Origin of the sequence: Bacillus sp. RC251, assembly GCF_044908765.1 — a bacterium.
Classification (GTDB): domain Bacteria; phylum Bacillota; class Bacilli; order Bacillales; family Bacillaceae_G; genus Bacillus_A; species Bacillus_A wiedmannii.
This window is the reverse complement of sequence record NZ_JBIYDP010000004.1, coordinates 1-18,771: the sequence shown is the minus strand read 5'-3', so window position 1 is coordinate 18,771 and position 18,771 is coordinate 1. Positions and strand designations below refer to the sequence as shown.

The 18,771-nt window shown below is 34.2% G+C and carries 13 protein-coding genes and 11 tRNA genes; 1 reads left to right on the top strand and 23 read right to left on the bottom strand.

What is annotated here, in order from left to right; translation table 11 throughout:
• Positions 1-55: 55 nt before the first annotated feature.
• The 13 genes from ABH961_RS17010 to ABH961_RS16950 all read right to left on the bottom strand — a co-directional run bounded on the left by ABH961_RS17010 (position 56) and on the right by ABH961_RS16950 (position 16,959).
• Positions 56-922 carry a GNAT family N-acetyltransferase gene (locus ABH961_RS17010; RefSeq protein ID WP_098076967.1) on the bottom strand — a complete coding sequence of 289 codons (867 nt, stop codon included), beginning with the start codon at positions 920-922 and terminating at the stop codon, positions 56-58.
• A 143-nt stretch (positions 923-1,065) separates the two neighbouring features.
• Positions 1,066-4,338 (bottom strand): leucine-rich repeat domain-containing protein, encoded by a 3,273-nt coding sequence (locus ABH961_RS17005; RefSeq protein WP_404519698.1) that lies wholly within the window; start codon positions 4,336-4,338, stop codon positions 1,066-1,068.
• A 129-nt stretch (positions 4,339-4,467) separates the two neighbouring features.
• Positions 4,468-5,643, bottom strand: coding sequence for a sporulation protein YhbH (yhbH, locus tag ABH961_RS17000; RefSeq protein ID WP_046957378.1), 1,176 nt, complete (start codon positions 5,641-5,643; stop codon positions 4,468-4,470).
• 446 nt (positions 5,644-6,089) lie between these two features.
• The gene (locus tag ABH961_RS16995; protein WP_000353275.1) at positions 6,090-7,985 is read right to left on the bottom strand and encodes a PrkA family serine protein kinase; all 1,896 of its coding nucleotides are present in this window, start codon (positions 7,983-7,985) and stop codon (positions 6,090-6,092) included.
• A gap of 392 nt (positions 7,986-8,377) precedes the next feature.
• Positions 8,378-10,447 (bottom strand): sensor domain-containing protein, encoded by a 2,070-nt coding sequence (locus tag ABH961_RS16990; protein ID WP_098076973.1) that lies wholly within the window; start codon positions 10,445-10,447, stop codon positions 8,378-8,380.
• 127 nt (positions 10,448-10,574) lie between these two features.
• The gene (gene trmL / locus ABH961_RS16985) at positions 10,575-11,063 is read right to left on the bottom strand and encodes a tRNA (uridine(34)/cytosine(34)/5-carboxymethylaminomethyluridine(34)-2'-O)-methyltransferase TrmL (protein WP_000538149.1); all 489 of its coding nucleotides are present in this window, start codon (positions 11,061-11,063) and stop codon (positions 10,575-10,577) included.
• A 58-nt stretch (positions 11,064-11,121) separates the two neighbouring features.
• A complete protein-coding gene (locus tag ABH961_RS16980) occupies positions 11,122-12,009 on the bottom strand; it encodes an amidase domain-containing protein (protein WP_098076976.1) in 888 nt (295 codons plus the stop codon).
• Positions 12,010-12,053: 44 nt separating this feature from the next.
• A complete protein-coding gene (gene queG, locus ABH961_RS16975) occupies positions 12,054-13,196 on the bottom strand; it encodes a tRNA epoxyqueuosine(34) reductase QueG (RefSeq protein WP_098076978.1) in 1,143 nt (380 codons plus the stop codon).
• A 199-nt stretch (positions 13,197-13,395) separates the two neighbouring features.
• Positions 13,396-13,469: transfer RNA gene (locus ABH961_RS16970), tRNA-Gly, on the bottom strand.
• A gap of 114 nt (positions 13,470-13,583) precedes the next feature.
• Entirely contained in the window at positions 13,584-14,234 is a 651-nt protein-coding gene (locus ABH961_RS16965; RefSeq protein ID WP_064477161.1) for a DsbA family protein, read from the bottom strand.
• Positions 14,235-14,422: 188 nt separating this feature from the next.
• Positions 14,423-15,199 (bottom strand): transglycosylase domain-containing protein, encoded by a 777-nt coding sequence (locus ABH961_RS16960; protein ID WP_000664702.1) that lies wholly within the window; start codon positions 15,197-15,199, stop codon positions 14,423-14,425.
• Between the two features lie 427 nt (positions 15,200-15,626).
• The gene (locus ABH961_RS16955; RefSeq protein WP_098076984.1) at positions 15,627-16,094 is read right to left on the bottom strand and encodes an NUDIX hydrolase; all 468 of its coding nucleotides are present in this window, start codon (positions 16,092-16,094) and stop codon (positions 15,627-15,629) included.
• A gap of 145 nt (positions 16,095-16,239) precedes the next feature.
• Positions 16,240-16,959, bottom strand: a complete 720-nt coding sequence (locus tag ABH961_RS16950; protein ID WP_000532975.1) for a YebC/PmpR family DNA-binding transcriptional regulator — start codon at positions 16,957-16,959, stop codon at positions 16,240-16,242.
• Positions 16,960-17,307: 348 nt separating this feature from the next.
• On the opposite strand from ABH961_RS16950, the gene ABH961_RS16945 reads away from it, so the two are divergent.
• Positions 17,308-17,628 (top strand): DUF3884 family protein, encoded by a 321-nt coding sequence (locus ABH961_RS16945; protein WP_098076987.1) that lies wholly within the window; start codon positions 17,308-17,310, stop codon positions 17,626-17,628.
• Positions 17,629-17,840: 212 nt separating this feature from the next.
• Here ABH961_RS16945 and ABH961_RS16940 read toward each other — a convergent pair.
• The 10 genes from ABH961_RS16940 to ABH961_RS16895 all read right to left on the bottom strand — a co-directional run bounded on the left by ABH961_RS16940 (position 17,841) and on the right by ABH961_RS16895 (position 18,758).
• Positions 17,841-17,922: transfer RNA gene (locus tag ABH961_RS16940), tRNA-Leu, on the bottom strand.
• A 9-nt stretch (positions 17,923-17,931) separates the two neighbouring features.
• A tRNA-Cys gene (locus ABH961_RS16935) sits at positions 17,932-18,002 on the bottom strand.
• A 14-nt stretch (positions 18,003-18,016) separates the two neighbouring features.
• A tRNA-Gly gene (locus ABH961_RS16930) sits at positions 18,017-18,091 on the bottom strand.
• A 4-nt stretch (positions 18,092-18,095) separates the two neighbouring features.
• Positions 18,096-18,170 (bottom strand) — tRNA-Gln (locus tag ABH961_RS16925).
• 63 nt (positions 18,171-18,233) lie between these two features.
• Positions 18,234-18,309 (bottom strand) — tRNA-His (locus ABH961_RS16920).
• A gap of 19 nt (positions 18,310-18,328) precedes the next feature.
• Positions 18,329-18,402 (bottom strand) — tRNA-Trp (locus ABH961_RS16915).
• A 7-nt stretch (positions 18,403-18,409) separates the two neighbouring features.
• Positions 18,410-18,493, bottom strand: a tRNA-Tyr gene (locus tag ABH961_RS16910).
• 10 nt (positions 18,494-18,503) lie between these two features.
• Positions 18,504-18,579 (bottom strand) — tRNA-Thr (locus ABH961_RS16905).
• An 18-nt stretch (positions 18,580-18,597) separates the two neighbouring features.
• Positions 18,598-18,673: transfer RNA gene (locus tag ABH961_RS16900), tRNA-Phe, on the bottom strand.
• 9 nt (positions 18,674-18,682) lie between these two features.
• Positions 18,683-18,758 (bottom strand) — tRNA-Asp (locus ABH961_RS16895).
• Between the last annotated feature and the right edge of the window lie 13 nt (positions 18,759-18,771).

Genomic DNA, 18,771 nt, shown 5'->3' with positions numbered 1-18,771 from the left:
AGTAGATTAATAAAACCGATTCATATGAAATATCATTTTCATATGAATCGGTTTTTTACTCTATTATATAGTGTTGTAAACATGCCTTCTCCTCAAAACCTACTTTCTTGTACAACTTCATCGCACGATCATTATTCGTATTCAAACATAGTTCTATCTCTTTCATCTCTTGGAAGGAGAAAATATACTGAATTACCCCTTGTAATAACCGCTCTCCGACACCTTTTCTTCTACTATTTTCAGCGGTTGCAATAAATTCAATATTCGCTTCGTGAAACTCCGGATTTACTTCAACATATACATAACCTTCTAACCTGTCATTCTTCATACTTACAAATAATTTATTCGTATTGCTTAAACGTTCAATAATTTCATACCCTTCATAATATGTATTAGGAAAAATATGATTGTGTAAAGAGATAAACTGCTCAAATACTTTTGGTAAAGCTTCTTCCACATTACATATAGTATGTTGTTTCACACCACTATTACTTAGCCTAAAAATACTATGTCGCTCTTGTTCTTTAGCATGTAAATCCTTCATTAAACGAGTACAATTATTATTTTCCACGTGATAAAAACCATAAAATTTTCCAATATGAAACGGTACCTTTTCTATAAGTTCCTTCCACATATGTAAAGCAACTTCTTCCCAATTCTCTGCTTTAATAAACGGTCCCCATATTTCTGCACATTTCTTTACTTCATCCACATCAAATCCCAATACACCAATTATTTTATTGTCCTCATAAGTAACAACAAAAGATCTTTCCCATCCTATATCAGAAAAATCATGAAGAATCGTATGTAACACCTCCTTTTTCTCATCTCCACAATAACCAACATGATGAATAGCATCCTTATTCATACTTGCAATAAATAATGCAATCTCTTCAATTTTTAACATAGAACTAATATGCATACCCTCTCCTCCTTCTCTAATATATTTACACTTTTTCCATTCATATCCTTCTACCATAAAAAGGCATTATCATAAGCACATTTCAAAATGAAATCGCTATGATAACACCTTCTAAAAAATCATATAATAAAATAAAACGTTATTTATTTTTTAAATATATTTTTTCTAAACACAAACATACTCAGTGCAGATAAAACTAATGCTAAGCCACCAAATAGAGATACATTACTTTCTTGGCCACCTGTTGCTGCTAAAGATTTCTTACTTTCTTCTTTTTTACTATGAACTTGTTTATTTGACACATTTTCTTTCGCTAGTTGATTCACTACTTCTTGTGCTTGTGCAGGTTCTTGTACCGCTTTATTTTTCTGAACAGTAGCTGTTTCTAGTTCATTTGAGCCTTCTGTTTGTTTCTCAACATTGGCTTCTGGCTCGTTTACATTTTCACCTTCTGTTATAGGTTCGCTTACTTCTTCTTTCGGCTTTTCTACTTCCGCTTCTGGCTTACTTGTTTCTTCTTTCGGCTTTTCTACTTCTGTTTCTGGTTTACTTGTTTCTTCTTTCGGCTTTTCTACTTCTGTTTCTGGTTTACTTGTTTCTTCTTTCGGCTTCTCTACTTCTGCCTCTGGCTTACTTGTTTCTTCTTTCGGCTTTTCTACTTCTGTTTCTGGTTTACTTGTTTCTTCTTTTGGCTTTTCTACTTCTGTTTCTGGTTTACTTGTTTCTTCTTTCGGCTTTTCTACCTCTGTTTCTGGTTTACTTGTTTCTTCTTTCGGCTTTTCTACTTCTGTTTCTGGTTTACTTGTTTCTTCTTTCGGCTTTTCTACTTCTGTTTCCGGCGACTCAATTTTTTCTACAATATTTTGAGTTACTTCACCGCTGAACCATATGCCAAGCCCATAATAACTCGTTCCATCAAAAGCAAACTCATATTTTTTCTCTCCTGGGGTACTCCACACAATTGTCCCTTCTTCTTCATTGAATGTTCCGCCTTCACTTTTCAGTGTAATATCCTCAAGAGGATTATCTTCCACATCAGAAACAGGAATTTTCACTTCTTGATTCACTTGAGCATCTTCTAGCATAATTTTTTGTCTTCTAAGATCAATTGTAATCCACTGAGATAATTGAATAATTGGTTTTATATCACGAATTTCATTTCCAGCCAGTTTTAATTTAAAAAGATCTAACATAGAACTAAAAACTGTTATATCTTTAATTTTATTATCTGACAAATCTAAAAATCTTAATTCTTTAGCTTTAGTTAATGGAGTTACATCCACTATTTTATTACCTTTAATTTCTAATTCGTCCATTTTAGTTATCCCACTAATTTCTTCCAAGCTACTAATGTCATTATTGTTTATTATTAGTATCCCTAAATTTTTGAATTCCTGTATACCTTGAAGAGATTCATTATTAATTTTATTGGCTGAAACATTTAACTTCTTCAATGAATTTAATGTAAATAATGGTTTTATATTTTGGTTGTTATTGTTGCTTATATTTAATACTACAAGCTTTTCCAACTTAGCTAACGGCTCTAAATTTTCTATTTTATTATTTGATAAATCCACTGACTTCAAGTTTTTCAAATTCGAGATAAATTCTATGTTTTTCAACTCAAACTTTTCCAATGTCAGATCTTCTAAATTTTCCATATACTCTAATCCAGATAAATCTTTTATTCCATTGTTCTGTCCATCCATTATCTTTAATGTTTTAACCCTTAATAAATCTTCTTTCGTGATAGGAGTATTCAAGTCTGTTCTACCTAAACTATGTTTATTAATATACTCTCTTAGTTTTTTATCTGTAATAACACTTACATCTGCTTGCTTAGCACTTATTTTTTGAATAACTGTTCCATTAAAATGTACTTTATTCTTAGAAGAACCTGTTTCTAAATTGAACTCGTATACTTTCTCTCCAGAATTTTCCCATTTTACAAAACCATTATTATGTGTTCCCCCCTCACTTATCCATCTAATATTTTGGAGTGGTTCGCCGTTTAAATCATATACAGGAATCTTAATGTTTTCATTTATTACTCCTTCATTTAAAAATACTTTTTGTCTATGAACTTTAACTACAAAACGCTTTCCAAACTCTTGAATAGGTCTTACATCAGAAATTTCATTTGCACTTAAATTAAGTTCATATAAATTAGTTAGTTCACTAAGTGGTGACACATCAGAAATATAATTCTCTTCTAAATCAAGTGATTGTAAGTTTTTCATTTTAGCTAGCGGTGTAATATCTTTAATTTCTGCATCTCTCACTGCAAGCTGAGTAAGGCTCTCCATTTTACTAATAGATTCAAGATTAGTAATGTTATTATTTCCAATCCATAATTCTTTTACTTTATTTAACTGTTCAATTCCTGTTAAATCGCTAATATTATTATTAGCTAAATACAACTTACCTAGAGACCCCATTGTAAATAATGGTTTAATATCTTCAATCTTATTACCGACTAAATCTAATGTTCTAACTTTTTTCAAGTTACTTAATGGATTTAAATCAATAATTTTATTATCTCTTAAAGAAAGAGATTGAATTTTATTCAGCCCAGCAATTGGCTCAATATTTCCAATTCGATTAGAGAAAAGATCTAAAGACTTCAAATTATTCAAATTAGCAATTGGCGATAAATCACTCACTTCAGATTCATGCAATCTAAAGGTTTCCAAATTTACCATATGCTCTAAACCAGCTAAATTATTAATACCTTTCCCAGCATATACCGCTAGTTCTTTAATTTGTAGTGCATCAACTTTCGTTATTGACGCATTAATATCTTTACGCCCTAAAATATTTTTATTAATGTATTGCTTCAATTGGTTATCGGCTATTATATTTTTCGTATCTTCCTTTTGCTCTTCATTATTTTCCTTCTTCTTTTCTGGAACATTATTTTCTAAATTTAAAGCATTTACTTCAAACTGCACTTGATATTTATTATCATAGGCCATTGTCGAAATATAAATATGCATTTGCATATTATATCTTTTTCCTAATTCTCCTACTTCAAACTGAATCACTTTCGTTCCATTTTTCTTTTTATCTTCTGATATTACTGTTACATCATGAAACACACCAGGAGTATGAATATCTTCTGTTTTCAAGTATTTGAAGAAATCACTATCACTTAACGTTGCCGTTACAATTTTCTTTCCATTCTCAATCGTTAACTTAGGATCCTTTATATAAACAGCTGCCATGGACTCCTCATTCGTTTTATCTTTATATGCTTTCATAACAGCATCATATGTACCATCTTCTAAAGCATATCCCTTTTTATTAGCCTCAATTGCTACTGCCGCTAAAGCAGGCGTTGAATACGTAGCAAATGGAAGTGATAACGCCGCAGCGATAATCATCGCATTTATATGTTTTCTTTTATTTTTTTTCAACTTTACATCTCCTCCAAAATATATAAATCTAAATGTAATCATATCTCGAATAAATGATAATGATTTTCATTATCATTGTCAACTAAAAAAATAAAAAGTTAACAAAAAAATAACCCCTTTTTAAGGGGGTTATGCCATTTTTTCTCCGGTTTCTTCTTTAAAAAAGCTCTTCATCGCATGGAATACGTCTGCTTTTTGCTTTAAAATATAATATCTAAAATTCTCATCCTTAATATTTTTATAGGCTGACATGAGGGTACTATGGCGGTTGTACTGGTTCACTTCCCCATATCCAAACATATTACACTTCTTCATTAACTCTTCGACAAGCTTTACACATCTAGCATTATCTGATGTTAAATTATCACCGTCTGAAAAATGGAATGGATAAATATTATAGCGGTCTGGTGAGTATTTATTATCAATTAGCTCGAGTGCTTTTTTATATACAGAAGAACATATCGTTCCGCCACTTTCTCCTTTTGAGAAAAACTCTTCCTCTGGAACTACTTTTGCCTCCGTATGATGGGCAATAAACTCAATATCTACTGTTTCATACTTCGTTCGTAGAAATCGCGTCATCCAGAAAAAGAAGCTACGTGCCATATATTTTTCCCATATTCCCATCGATCCACTCGTATCCATCATCGCTAATACAACAGCTTTTGAATCTGGCTTTAATACTTCATTCCAAGTACGGAACTTTAAATCTTCTTGGTGAATCGGATGAAAAGAGGCTTTACCACGCATCGCATTTCGTTTATATGCGGATATCATCGTTCGTTTCTTATCGATATTTCCCCATAATCCAGTCTTTCTAATGTCATTAAATTCAACATGTTCAATCCGGTTTTCATCTATTTCTTTTCTCTTTAAATTAGGCAGCTCTAACTCTTTGAAAAATGCTTGCTCTAATTCTAAAATAGAGACTTCAGCTTCATAATAATCTTCTCCAGCCGCGTCCCCTGCTCCTTGCCCTTTTCCTGGTCCTTTTTGCTTTTGACCACCTGATCCATCTCTCGCAACGACATCACCAACTTTGCTGTCACCATTTCCTTGCCCAACGTGTTTGTTTTTATCATAATTGTACCTAATCTTATATTCATCTAAAGAACGAATCGGTATTTTTACAACATCCTTACCATTAGACATAACTATGCTTTCTTCTGTTACAAGATCGGGTAAATTATTCTTAATTGCCTCTTGTACTTTTTCTTGATGGCGTTGTTGGTCATCATATCCTTTGCGATGGAGGGACCAGTTTTCCTGTGAAATCGTATAATTTGGTTGGTTTTCTTCACCCATTTCTTTCCCTCCTTACTGTAATTGTCTTCCCCTATGAACAGTAAGCTAGAAATTTTGTTTTATACTGTGCAAGCTAGAATGAAAGATAACTGCCCATCGAAATTCATCCCATAAACATATATAACGTTTTTCATATAATACTCCGAGCATCCTAAACAAAATTTTGCCACTCACATACTAGAAAGAGATATTCAGCCGTTGATAAGAAAGAAACACAATGCATAGTTGCACACATTTACACTTTGCAACATATTGTATTGTGTTGGCTTTTTTCGTATGAATGGTTGGTTACTCTATCATATGCATATTGTAAAAATAATTGACAATAAATTCATGAAATTGCATCTTAATTTATTACATTTGGACAAGGTATGACACTTTACACATATAAATGGATAATAAAACGCTGTCCCGCAAAATACAAGAGACAGCGTTTTGTTATCAAACTATCGGTTTAGCAGACTACCTACATAGCGTAATAATTCATTCGCAGATGAAGAATTATAGCCGTGCTCATCAATTAAGCGTGCAACAACATCATTGATTTTCTTAAGCTGATTTTCGTCTGGCGTTTTCGTTGATGTTGTAATTTTCACTATATCTTTTAAATCAGCAAATAGTTTTTTCTGAATCGCTTCACGAAGACGCTCATGTGAATTATAATCAAAGCGTTTTCCTTTACGCGCATAAGCAGAAATGCGAATTAAAATTTCTTCACGGAATGCTTTCTTAGCATTTTCTGAAATTCCAATTTGCTCCTCAATTGAGCGCATTAGCTTTTCATCTGGACTCATTTCTTCACCTGTTAATGGATCACGTAATTTCGATTTATTGCAATATGCTTCAACGTTATCTAAGTAATTATCCATAAGTGTCTTCGCTGATTCTTCATATGAATACACGAATGCTTTTTGTACTTCTTTCTTCGCAATTTCATCATATTCTTTTCTCGCTAATGAGATGAAATTCATATAACGCTCTCGATCTTCATTACTAATTGACGGATGCTGATCCAACCCGTCTTTGAGCGATCTAAGTACATCTAATGCGTTAATAGATGGTACCTCTTTTCGAATAATTGTAGAAGAAATTCGGTTAATAACATAACGAGGGTCAATACCTCTCATACCTTCATCTTGATATTCACGTTGCAGCTCCTCTACATCAATCGCATTATAGCCTTCTACCGTTTCTCCATCATATAAACGCATCTTTTTAATTAAATCAATATCTGGACGCTTCGGATCTTTTAAACGAGTTAAAATCGTAAACATTGCTGCAACGCGAAGTGTGTGCGGTGCAATATGCACATTGGATACATCACTTTCACGAATCATTTTTTCATAAATATGTTCTTCTTCACTCACTCGTAAATTGTATGGAACTGGCATTACAATAATTCTTGAGTGCAATGCTTCATTTTTCTTGTTTGCTATGAAGGAACGATACTCCGTTTCATTCGTATGCGCTACAATTAATTCATCTGCTGAAATAAGCGCAAATCTTCCCGCTTTGAAATTCCCTTCTTGCGTAAGCGATAATAAATGCCATAAGAACTTCTCGTCGCATTTTAGCATCTCTTGGAATTCCATCATCCCACGGTTTGCCTTATTCAATTCTCCATCGAAGCGATACGCTCGTGGATCTGATTCTGAACCATATTCTGCGATTGTTGAAAAGTCCAGACTACCTGTTAAATCGGCGATATCTTGTGATTTAGGATCAGACGGGCTAAATGTACCAATCCCTGTACGGCGATCTTCCGAGAAGAAAATACGCTCTACAACTACATCCTCAATTCTTGAACCATATTCTTGCTCTAGACGCATTACGTTTAATGGCGATAAATTCCCTTCAATTCTAACTCCATACTCACCAAAGAAATCATCCCGTAAATGATGCGGAATTAAATGCAGTGGATCTTCATGCATTGGGCAGCCTTTAATTGCAAAAATTGCGCCTCGATCTGTTCGTGAATATGTTTCTAATCCCCGTTTCAACATCGTAACTAATGTTGATTTCCCTCCACTAACAGGACCCATTAATAATAAAATACGTTTTCTAACATCTAATCGTTTTGCAGATGGATGAAAATATTCCTCCACAAGACGTTCTAAAGCATCCTCTAATCCAAATAGCTGATTACTAAAGAAGTTATACTTTCTTCTACCATCTACTTCTTCGATTCCAGCATCTTTTATCATATTGTAAATGCGAGAGTGTGCTGTTTGAGCCACCCATGGTCTTTCCTTCACAAGCTCTAAATACTCCGCAAACGTACCTTCCCATTGTAACCGTTCTTCTGCTGCTCGATGCTGTTCAATCTTTTTTAGAATATCCATTATAGCTCCTCCCCCATCTCCTTGTTCAATCGGATTATTATAAAAGGTATGCTAGGATGTCCTTAAACATTCTTTAAATCAAAATGAAATATACAGTATTGCTATAAAATTCTCTCCAAAATTCAAAGAAAATTCTGTATAATATAGGTATTAAAGTTTTTACACCTCTATTCATTTTAAATAAATTCTTTTCTTCCAAGAACCTTACATACATTTTGATTCATATTTAAGATTCGTAAACTGAAAAATAGGAGGGATATTAGTATGAAATTATTATTAATTTTAGGTGTATCACTCACATTTCTTACAGCTATTTTCACATCTGGTTACAATGATAAACCCGGTACACATAAAAAGTGATGTGCTTCTTAGCACATCACTTTTTTTATCAATCATTTATAATACACATTTTCCACATCATATTTTGATAAAGGTCGGCTATAATAATAACCTTGCACAAACTTCACATTCTTTTCCTTCAAAAATTGTATTTGTTCCGCTTTTTCTACACCTTCTGCAATTACATTCAATTCCAAAGTATGAGCTAAATGAATAATTGCAGCTGTAATATTCGTATCACGTTCATCCACATGTATACCTTCCATAAAAGAACGATCGATTTTCAACGTATCAATTGGATACGTTTTTAAATAACTTAAAGATGAATATCCCGTCCCAAAATCATCTAAATGAATCTTTAAATTTTGTTCTTTTAATTGTAGCAATACTCTTTTTGATATGTCTTTATGCATAAGGGCCCCTTCTGTAACCTCTATCGCTAATAGATGAGCTGGTACATTGTACTTATGTAAAGCCCGTGTAATCATCTCTATTAATGTAATCGAGCGAAAGTGCCTGGCTGAAATATTAACTGCAATCGGGACAACTTCATATCCTTTATTTAACCATTTACGTATTTGCCGACACACTTCATTTACTACCCATTCATCAAGCTTAATAATAAATCCTGTTCTTTCTGCTAGCGGAATAAATTGATTGGGAGAGACAAATCCCAATTCTTTATTCTCCCACCTTATTAAAGCTTCCATACTCGCTATTTTTTTCGTTTCAATATTCATTTGTGGCTGATAATACAAGCAGAATTCATTTTTTTCTATAGCACGATGCAATTGGTTTTCTATTATAAATCTTTGTTCACGCTCACAATCTAATCCACTGCAATAAAACTGATAATGCCCTTTTCCTTTTTCTTTTGCTTTTTCCAAAGCAGCATCAACTCTTTGGAATAATATTTTTTCATCCTCTCCATCTGTTGGAGCCATTACAATTCCGATTGACGCACTTAAATAGACGTCCTCTTCTTCGATTACAAAATGTTCACTAATCTTTTTTAGTATTCTTTTTGCAACTATCTCTACACGTTCTTTCGTTATATTTTCTATTAACATAACAAATTGATCATCGTGTTCTCTAAATAAGTGCATACCGTCTATTTGAAAACTGCTTAAACATTCTGTAACTTTTTGTAATACTTTATCTCCTTCTTTATGACCAAAAGTATCATTAATAAGGTGAAATTCATCTAAATCTATAAAAACAAGCGCAAACTCTGTATTATCATTTAAAAAAACATTTAACTTATTTGCACATGAAATTCTATTCATTAATCCTGTTAATTGGTCATAATAAGCTAAATATTCTGTTCGCATTTCATTCAATACTTGTCTTGTAACATCCCTCGTAACAATATATACCCCAACAATTTCGGCGTTCACAATAATCGGAATAGTTCTCAAAGAAATATAGAGCTCGTACCCTTCTTTATGAACATATTTCTTTGAAACAATTTGTTTTGCCCTTCCTTGCAGGGCTCCTTTAAATATAATTTGAAAATCTTTTTCATATTCTTTATTAATAAATTCAAAAATAAATTTATTATGTAATTCTTCATATCGATATCCAAATATTTCATACGTTGCTGGATTTGCATATGTAATTCTACCTATAGAATCCATAGATATAATGGAGTCATTATTATATTCTAATAACGACTTAAACAACATTTGTTTTTCCTCTATCTCTGCCTTTTCCTCAATCTGAGCTGTGATATCCCTCGTAATACAAATAATAAACTGACATACTCCTTCTTCGTCGAATACAGGATTAAGTGAAGATTCATAATGTAACTCACCCTTTGGTAAACTAACTACATCACAAAAGGTATGTGCTTTCGCTTCGCTCGCTACTTTTGCATATTCCACTTGCAATATTTCCGCCGTATCTTCTGATAATACTTCAGCAAACGTTTTTCCATAACATTCTGCGCCTAGGTTCGCATAATCCATACCTATCTTATTTACATAAATATATTTAAAGGTTTCCTCATCCATAACTTTCACAATAAATACTAAATCTTGAATGGCATGTAATAGTCCTCTTCTTATTAAATCCATATCTATCATACTTAAAAAGGTATTTTGATTATTATATTGTTCCTTCATATTTATCTCAACCCGTCTAATCTATTTTTATTCATATATCCCATTCTATATGAATATGTACCCTTTTTTAAATGTATGATTACATATTATTTTTATTTTTAGAAAAAAAGTCGCCATATGGCGACTTTTAATAAACAATTTCTAAATCTAATCCCGGATAATTTTGTTGACGGAATGCTTCATAAATTAAAATAGCTGCTGTATTAGATAAATTTAATGAGCGCACTTTATCAGTCATTGGAATACGTAAACAATGATCGAAATTTTCTTCGATTACATTAGCTGGTAAGCCGTTTGTTTCTCTTCCAAATACAAAATAGTAATCCTTCTCACGTTTGCTATAATCAAATGCTGTATGAGCTTTCTCGCCATACTTTGTTAAATAGAAGAATTCACCGTCTTTATTTTTCTCATAAAATTCTTCAATTGAATCATAATACGTAACTTTCACGTGCTGCCAATAATCTAATCCTGCACGCTTTAACATTTTATCATCCGTTGAAAATCCAAGCGGTCTAATCAAATGTAATTCTGTTCCAGTTGCTGCACAAGTACGAGCAATATTCCCTGTATTTGCTGGAATTTCTGGTTGATATAAAACAACATGTACTCCCACGCGATATTCACCTCTGTTTTTTGTCTACTACGTATTATACCACTTGAGCGAAAAATCTCTACCCATTAATAATATGAAAGAATTTATATTTCATTTGTGGTGTATATTTACTAGAATCTTCATAGTTCCAATAACGCCGACGGCTATTCGCTGAATGTGCATTCACAAGTGGCATACCATCTGCGTCTTTGGCTACTACAATCGTCGTATGATTCCACCTACCATCATCCTCGAAATCATAAGCAATGACATCACCAAGAATAAGGTCCTCTGGTCTTTCTACTGCTTCTGCTCGAAGCCCAGCTGTAGCACCTGACAAATACCAATAAAAAGAGTGTGCGACAGCCCAGCTCCAACTCCACTGATTCTCCCTTTGCCACCATCCTTTACGAATATTAGGGTATCCATTCATTGGTACTTCTCCAGTATGAAGACATTGAGAAATAAAATTCGTACAATTATCAGGGAAATTACGATATACAGGGTTTCTATCATCCCACCAACGCTCTGCATATTTAACTGCCTCTAAACGGTTATACTGATAAGAACCATACTTCTCTTTTGTAACTTCTCTTTCTAACGTCTCACTCATTCCAACTGCTTCTGGTACTTCAATAGCATAATCACCTATTACCCGGCTATTATTTAAACAAACTCTTCGCTTTAGTTGTTCCTCTTCGATATAAAATAATTCTTTATGCTTAATTAAATATTTAAAATGTATTTGATAATCAATTTCTTGATGATTGCTATTATTTAATTGTCTCATGAAAGAAACATCCGCAGTTGCTTTCACTATATCTGCATTACGCTTTTGAAACAATTGTTTCTTTCTCTGTGCTATTTGTAATAAATCTTCAGCAATACCATCTACATTTGTTCGTTTCTCTGTTACATATGCTAAAAATTGTTGTACTTGCTTTTCAATATTTATTTTTACAACCATTTCGTCTCCCTCCCATATTACAATATGAAAAAGGGAGATATTATCTACTCTTTTTTCTGCGCTAACAATTCAAGGCCGCGATTCATTTCATGAAGAACCTCTTCATCTTTCTCACGTTGCATCGCTTTTTCAATAGCTTCGCCCACGCCATCTCCACCAATTTTCCCAAGTGCCCATGCTGCTGTTCCGCGAAGTACCGGTCTTGGATCGTCTTTCATAACACCAATTAAATCAGGAATTGCTGATGCCTCTTTAAAATGCGCAAGTGCCAAAATTGCATTTCGTTGCAACGGCTTTTTACCTCTCCATGAACCAGACATAATTCCATATTTCTCTTTAAAATCACGATTACTAATTGTTAAAAGTGGTGTTAATAAGGGCTTAACTAACTCAGGATCTGGTTCCATCTCAGGGTGGTTATGAAAATCCATTCCTTTATTTTTCGGACAAACAGTCTGACATGTATCACATCCATAAATACGATTACCTATTTTTTCGCGATATTCTTCCGGTAGGAACCCTTTCGTCTGTGTTAAAAATGCAATACATTTCTTCGAGTCTAACTGTCCTCCTTGTATTAAAGCACCTGTAGGACAAATATCAATACATTTTGTACAACTTCCACATTGATCTTCTATTGGCTGGTCTGGTGGGAACGGAACGTTTGTAATGATTTCTCCTAAATATACATACGAACCAAATTCAGGTGTAATAATAGCGCAATTCTTACCGCTCCATCCAATGCCGGCACGCTCCGAAACAGCTCGATCACTTAATTCACCCGTATCAACCATTGACTTAACTTCTATCTCGGGAAGTTTTTCGATTAAGTATGCTTCTAATTTTTGCAAACGATCTCGTAAAACAAGATGATAATCTTGTCCCCAAGAGGCACGACAAAAAATCCCCCGGCGTTCTCCACGCCTACTTAATGGTGCATTTTTTAATTTTGAAGGATACGCTAATGCAATCGCAATAATTGATTTTGCACCAGGTAGTAGAAGCTGTGGGTTCGTTCTTTTTTCTATATCAGACTCTTCAAATCCCGATTGATAATTTAATTGTTGTTGCTGGATTAACCTCTGCTTTAATTCCTCAAATGGTGAAGCACTAGCAAAGCCTATTTTATCTATACCAATTGTTTTACTATACGCAATGACATCTTGCTTTAATTGTTCAAAATCCATTCTTAATCGCCTCCTCAGATGAATCCATCTCTTATGTAACGACTATATTGGTTAGCAATTCACTTTTGGAATACTATTCTTTACTTCTATTTTCGCATACAATTATGCTTTTCAAACATTAAAAAACGCAATGCCTCGTTTATCTTAGAAACGAAACACTGCGTTGATAACAATTTATAGAAAAACATTTAATAAAATTTGGAGCGGGTGAAGAGAATCGAACTCTCGACCAGAGCTTGGAAGGCTCTTGTTTTACCACTAAACTACACCCGCAAATATGAAATAAATATAAGATATTAGAATAACTTATGTAAGGTAGTATAGCATGTAAAAAAAACGGAAGCAAGAATTTTATCGAAAAAAGTCGAAAAAGTGATGAGTAGCTCATCACTTTTTCAATTCTTTATCAATCGCCTTCTTCATACTATCGAAATCAGGGTTTGCAAGATTTCCGTTTATGTATACTGAAGGAGCACCTTGAACTTTTAATTTTTGAGCACGATCTGAATCTTTACGTACTTTTTCTTTTATTTCTTTACTGTGTAAATCTTTCTTAAATTGTTCTACATCAACTTTCGGAAGCTTCTCTTTCACAATGTTAAGAAGTAATTCTTCTGTAATCCATTCTTCCGTATCTTTCTTTTGACTTTGATAAATCTCATCATAGAAAGTCCAGAATGAATCTTGATCTTGTTTATAAATTGCCTCACCAGCTGCTGCGCCTAAATCAGAGTCTTTTCCGATGAACGGGAAGTTAATAAAATATAACTGCACTTTACCTTTATCAATATACTCTTCTTTTAATCGTGGTAATACTGTTACATCCCAAGTACGACACGCAGGACATTTGAAGTCTCCAAATTCAACTACCTTAACTGGTGCATCATCTTTCCCTAAAGATTGTTGTGTGGAATAAGCAAACATCTCATTCCCTTTATCTTTTTTGTCATTTATGATGCTATACGCAATTGTTCCAATTACAATCAATACTGCGATAGAAAAAACTACACCAAGAGCCATGAGTTTATTTGATTTCATATACATTCCTCTTTAAATTCATATTCTGTATACAGCATTGTACACACTACACATAATATCAACACTTATATACGTCACGCAATGAACACGCTCACATAAATTACAAAAATACAATAATTGTGACGATATTGTGTCACAATTTGTCACAATTTATTCAAAAAAAAGAAGCTCCTATGTAGGAACTTCACTTAGCTTACTGCTTTTTCACGTGCATTATTTAACATCGACTGCTCTGTTTTTATATCATGACGAATTACTAATTTCTCACTAACTGCTTGCACATACTCATCATGATTGATATAGCCTTCCTTCTCCATCAATCTCAAAACGACATTTCGTCTCTCTACGGCCTTATCATAATTTTGTGCAGGTGAGTAATAAGCAGGTGCTTTTACTACAGCAGCCATCATTGCACTTTCAGCCAGCGTTAATTGGTCCACCTTTTTACCGAAGTAAAGGTTTGCCGCTTTTTCAATTCCCCATGCTCCTTCTCCGTAATAAATATTACTTACATACAATTTTAAAATTTCATCCTTCGTAAATGTACGTTCAATTTTTTTCGTATAGAAAATCTCTTTCCACTTACGAGAAAATGTACGTTCATTCGTTAAAAAAGCATTTTTGGATAACTGCTGTGTAATTGTGCTTCCGCCTTGTACAACACCACCAGCCTTTATATTCTCAACAGACGCTCTGACAATCGCTATATAATCTAAACCGTTATGATGATAAAACCTTTTATCTTCTGTCGCAATAAATGCATGTGTTAATGATTCGGGCACCTCTAACTTAGCCGGTACATGTAATTTACTAATATCACTTTGCTCGATCATTACATTTCCAACGAATAATAATGTACAACTTAACAATAATAATAAAATAATGGCTTTATAAAAGAATTTAGTCATTGGATTTAATGCAACTTTTTGATGATAGTTCACCCTAGATAATACTCGTTCTTTCATCTTGAACACCTCTTTTCCACACAGCATATAACTCTTACTTTAAGAATACCTTGTTGTAAAAAAACATCCCATCGATTTCTCTTACACATACCTTACATCATTGTAAGGTATAAAAAAGTATTGTATCACAGTCTTTTTTTATCTACTATTCATCTGAAATATTGAATATAGATTATGCTAAACCAATAGCAGAGTATACCTTAAGCCTATACTCCCCTATTAAAACACCCTATTTTCATTATATCATCTACAAATATATATATTTGTAAGTATCTAGTAATCTAAATGTATACAATATATCATACATTATACAGAACAAACGTTCTGAAAATCAATACTAGCACTATTATTATTTTGACCTTTTTCTTAAACAGTATACAAAAAAGAGTAGTGATTTGATTGTATCTCAAACCGGCTACTCTTTTCTTTACAATCTACCTATTAAATTATACGGCTGCACTTCCCACGTTTCGTACGGAATACAATGTGTTGCTCTCATCGCATCAAGCGTTCTGGATTTCATATGAGGACGCGTTATATACTCATCTATGTTCTCTTCATTTAAAGCAACAAATTTAGCCTCTTGTATTTCTTCAGGTTGAATTTTTATTTCACCGCTCACATATGCCACTTTAAAAACAACAGATAAAATATGCATAGAGGCATTATAATAAACCCCTGTAATTCCAATAGGCTTCACCGTTAAACCCGTTTCCGTTTCCTCAAACATTTCCCTACAAACTGCTTGATCGAGCGCTTCTCCTTCTTCCACCTGTCCTCCTGGCAACTCCCACGTATCCGATCGCCAATGTACTTTAGCTAATAACACTTCATCTTTTTCATTTGTTAAATAACCTGCTACAGCAACAATATGCTTTGGTGTTTTATGTTCCATATTAAACCTCCTAGAAATAATGATTATTTCATATATCCCTATAAGCATATTCCCTGTCTACAACAAAATACCTTTACTAATTCATCAACTTAATTAACTTCATAAAAAAAGCCCCTATCCGTTAACGGGCAGGGCTTCTATCGTATTATTCTCCTAAGTCTACGTTGTGGTAAACTTGTTGCACATCTTCTAAATCTTCTAATGCATCAACCATTTTTTCAAATTGTACTTGAGCATCTTCAGGAAGTTCTACATCACTTTGTGCAAGCATTGTTAATTCTGCAACTGTGAATTCTTCAACACCAGCATCTTTAAGTGCAGATTGTACGGAATGGAATTGATCAGGTTCAGCATACACGATAACAGAATCTTCTTCTTCTAGAATGTCACGTGCATCAACATCTGCTTCCATTAAAATTTCAAGAACTTCATCTGATGTTTTACCTTCAAGACCGATAACAGCTGTCGCATCAAACATGTAAGCTACAGAACCGTTTACACCCATGTTACCACTGTTTTTGCTAAATGCAGCTCGTACATCTGCTGCAGTACGGTTTACGTTATTTGTAAGTGTATCTACAATTACCATAGATCCGTTTGGTCCAAATCCTTCATAACGAAGCTCATCATAATTTTCTTCTGAACCGCCTTTTGCCTTTTCAACTGCACGATCAATAATTGTTCTTGGTACGTTGTATGTTTTCGCACGCTCTAATACAACTCTAAGCGCTTGGTTTGATTCTGGATCTGGCTCGCCTTGTTTTGCTGCCACATAAATCTCACGTCCAAATTTCGCGTATATACGGCTTGTATTTGCATCTTTTGATGCTTTTTTTTCTTTAATATTATTCCATTTACGACCCATACTTTCCACTCTCTTTCCCGTTTTAAATCTACATAAAAATATTAATATAAAATATAACGTGTATTCAACACATTTTTAAAAGAAATATAAAAAGTTCATTTTTGATTCATATTACAGACATAATATAAATTACTATCATTTTGTTCTATCCGCAAGTTATATTATACATGAATTCCTACGTTTATTACGAATTTTAGAATCAGGTAACATAATTTAACAAAAAAGACTCTAACATTTCTGTTAGAGTCTTTTTACATCACCGATTCCCATAATATTTCCTTAATTACTTTCTATTGCTGTATAATTAAAATAGGAAAAAATTTGAAGAAAACATAGGGGAGAGTAATTATGACACATTCAAATGAGAAAAAAGCACATGGTCTTAAAGGGATAGGAGAAAAGCTAAACCCAACTATCTATCAAGTGAGATTCATGAAATTAGATGAACCAATTCAATTTGAATCATTTCCTGAATTAAAGGAATTAGGAGATTGGTTGAGTACTTCAACGCACATGTGGACGTGCCACTCAACTATGTACAAGTACAACAAAGAAGAGTTTAAAAAGAGGTTTTTAGAAATTACAAACTTAACCATTGATAATGTACTAATATCTACTGGTGCTGTCGGATTTAACTTCATGTCACCGGGATGGAGAAATTCTCTCTAGAGTGTTCGAAGGGAATATTGTATATACAATATTTTGCTGGAATTTTATAGAATATCACAATTAAAAGGATAAAAATGAATGTTTGTTTTTATCCTTTTAATGTTTCGCAGTTTACTCACCGTACACTTTTTGTGCTTATTTTGTCATGTAATGAAAAGAAAATACAAAAAAACTCTATACTAATTGTATAGAGTTTTTTACGCCGTTCATGATACCGATGGTCGGGGTCGAACCGACACTCCCGAAGGAACACGATTTTGAGTCGTGCGCGTCTGCCAATTCCGCCACATCGGCACAAAAGAAAGGCGGCAACCGGATTTGAACCGGTGGTAAAGGTTTTGCAGACCTCTGCCTTACCACTTGGCTATGCCGCCATGCTAAATTTTATTGGAGCGGAAGACGGGATTCGAACCCGCGACCCCAACCTTGGCAAGGTTGTATTCTACCACTGAACTACTTCCGCAAAATGGCTGGGCTAGCTGGATTCGAACCAGCGCATGACGGAGTCAAAGTCCGTTGCCTTACCGCTTGGCTATAGCCCATCGAATTCTTACTTAATTATATGTAAGTATCAATTAAATTATTTGTAATTTTAAAAATAAAAATGGGGCGACTGATGGGAATCGAACCCACGAATGCCGGAGCCACAATCCGGTGCGTTAACCACTTCGCCACAACCGCCATGTTGTGTAAATATATTTGGCAGGGGCAGTAGGAATCGAACCCACACTGGAGGTTTTGGAGACCTCAGTTCTACCTTTAAACTATGCCCCTATGTAAATGGTGGAGGGGGGCAGATTCGAACTGCCGAACCCAAAGGAGCGGATTTACAGTCCGCCGCGTTTAGCCACTTCGCTACCCCTCCGAAACTTACATGGTGCCGGCTAGAGGACTTGAACCCCCAACCTACTGATTACAAGTCAGTTGCTCTACCAATTGAGCTAAGCCGGCGTATATTATTAAGATAAATGGTGGCTCGGGACGGAATCGAACCGCCGACACGAGGATTTTCAGTCCTCTGCTCTACCGACTGAGCTACCGAGCCTTATTAAAATGGCGGTCCCGACCGGGGTCGAACCGGCGATCTCCTGCGTGACAGGCAGGCATGTTAACCACTACACCACGGGACCATTTGGTTGCGGG

Coding starts and splice junctions, on each gene's coding strand:
- ABH961_RS16950 (WP_000532975.1), bottom strand. CDS start 16,959: ATGGGTCGTAAATGGAATAATATTAAAGAAAAAAAAGCATCAAAAGAT.
- ABH961_RS16955 (WP_098076984.1), bottom strand. CDS start 16,094: ATGGAACATAAAACACCAAAGCATATTGTTGCTGTAGCAGGTTATTTA.
- ABH961_RS16945 (WP_098076987.1), top strand. CDS start 17,308: ATGACACATTCAAATGAGAAAAAAGCACATGGTCTTAAAGGGATAGGA.
- ABH961_RS17010 (WP_098076967.1), bottom strand. CDS start 922: ATGCATATTAGTTCTATGTTAAAAATTGAAGAGATTGCATTATTTATT.
- ABH961_RS16980 (WP_098076976.1), bottom strand. CDS start 12,009: ATGGTTGTAAAAATAAATATTGAAAAGCAAGTACAACAATTTTTAGCA.
- ABH961_RS16965 (WP_064477161.1), bottom strand. CDS start 14,234: ATGAAATCAAATAAACTCATGGCTCTTGGTGTAGTTTTTTCTATCGCA.
- ABH961_RS16995 (WP_000353275.1), bottom strand. CDS start 7,985: ATGGATATTCTAAAAAAGATTGAACAGCATCGAGCAGCAGAAGAACGG.
- ABH961_RS16990 (WP_098076973.1), bottom strand. CDS start 10,447: ATGAAGGAACAATATAATAATCAAAATACCTTTTTAAGTATGATAGAT.
- queG (WP_098076978.1), bottom strand. CDS start 13,196: ATGGATTTTGAACAATTAAAGCAAGATGTCATTGCGTATAGTAAAACA.
- ABH961_RS16960 (WP_000664702.1), bottom strand. CDS start 15,199: ATGAAAGAACGAGTATTATCTAGGGTGAACTATCATCAAAAAGTTGCA.
- yhbH (WP_046957378.1), bottom strand. CDS start 5,643: ATGGGTGAAGAAAACCAACCAAATTATACGATTTCACAGGAAAACTGG.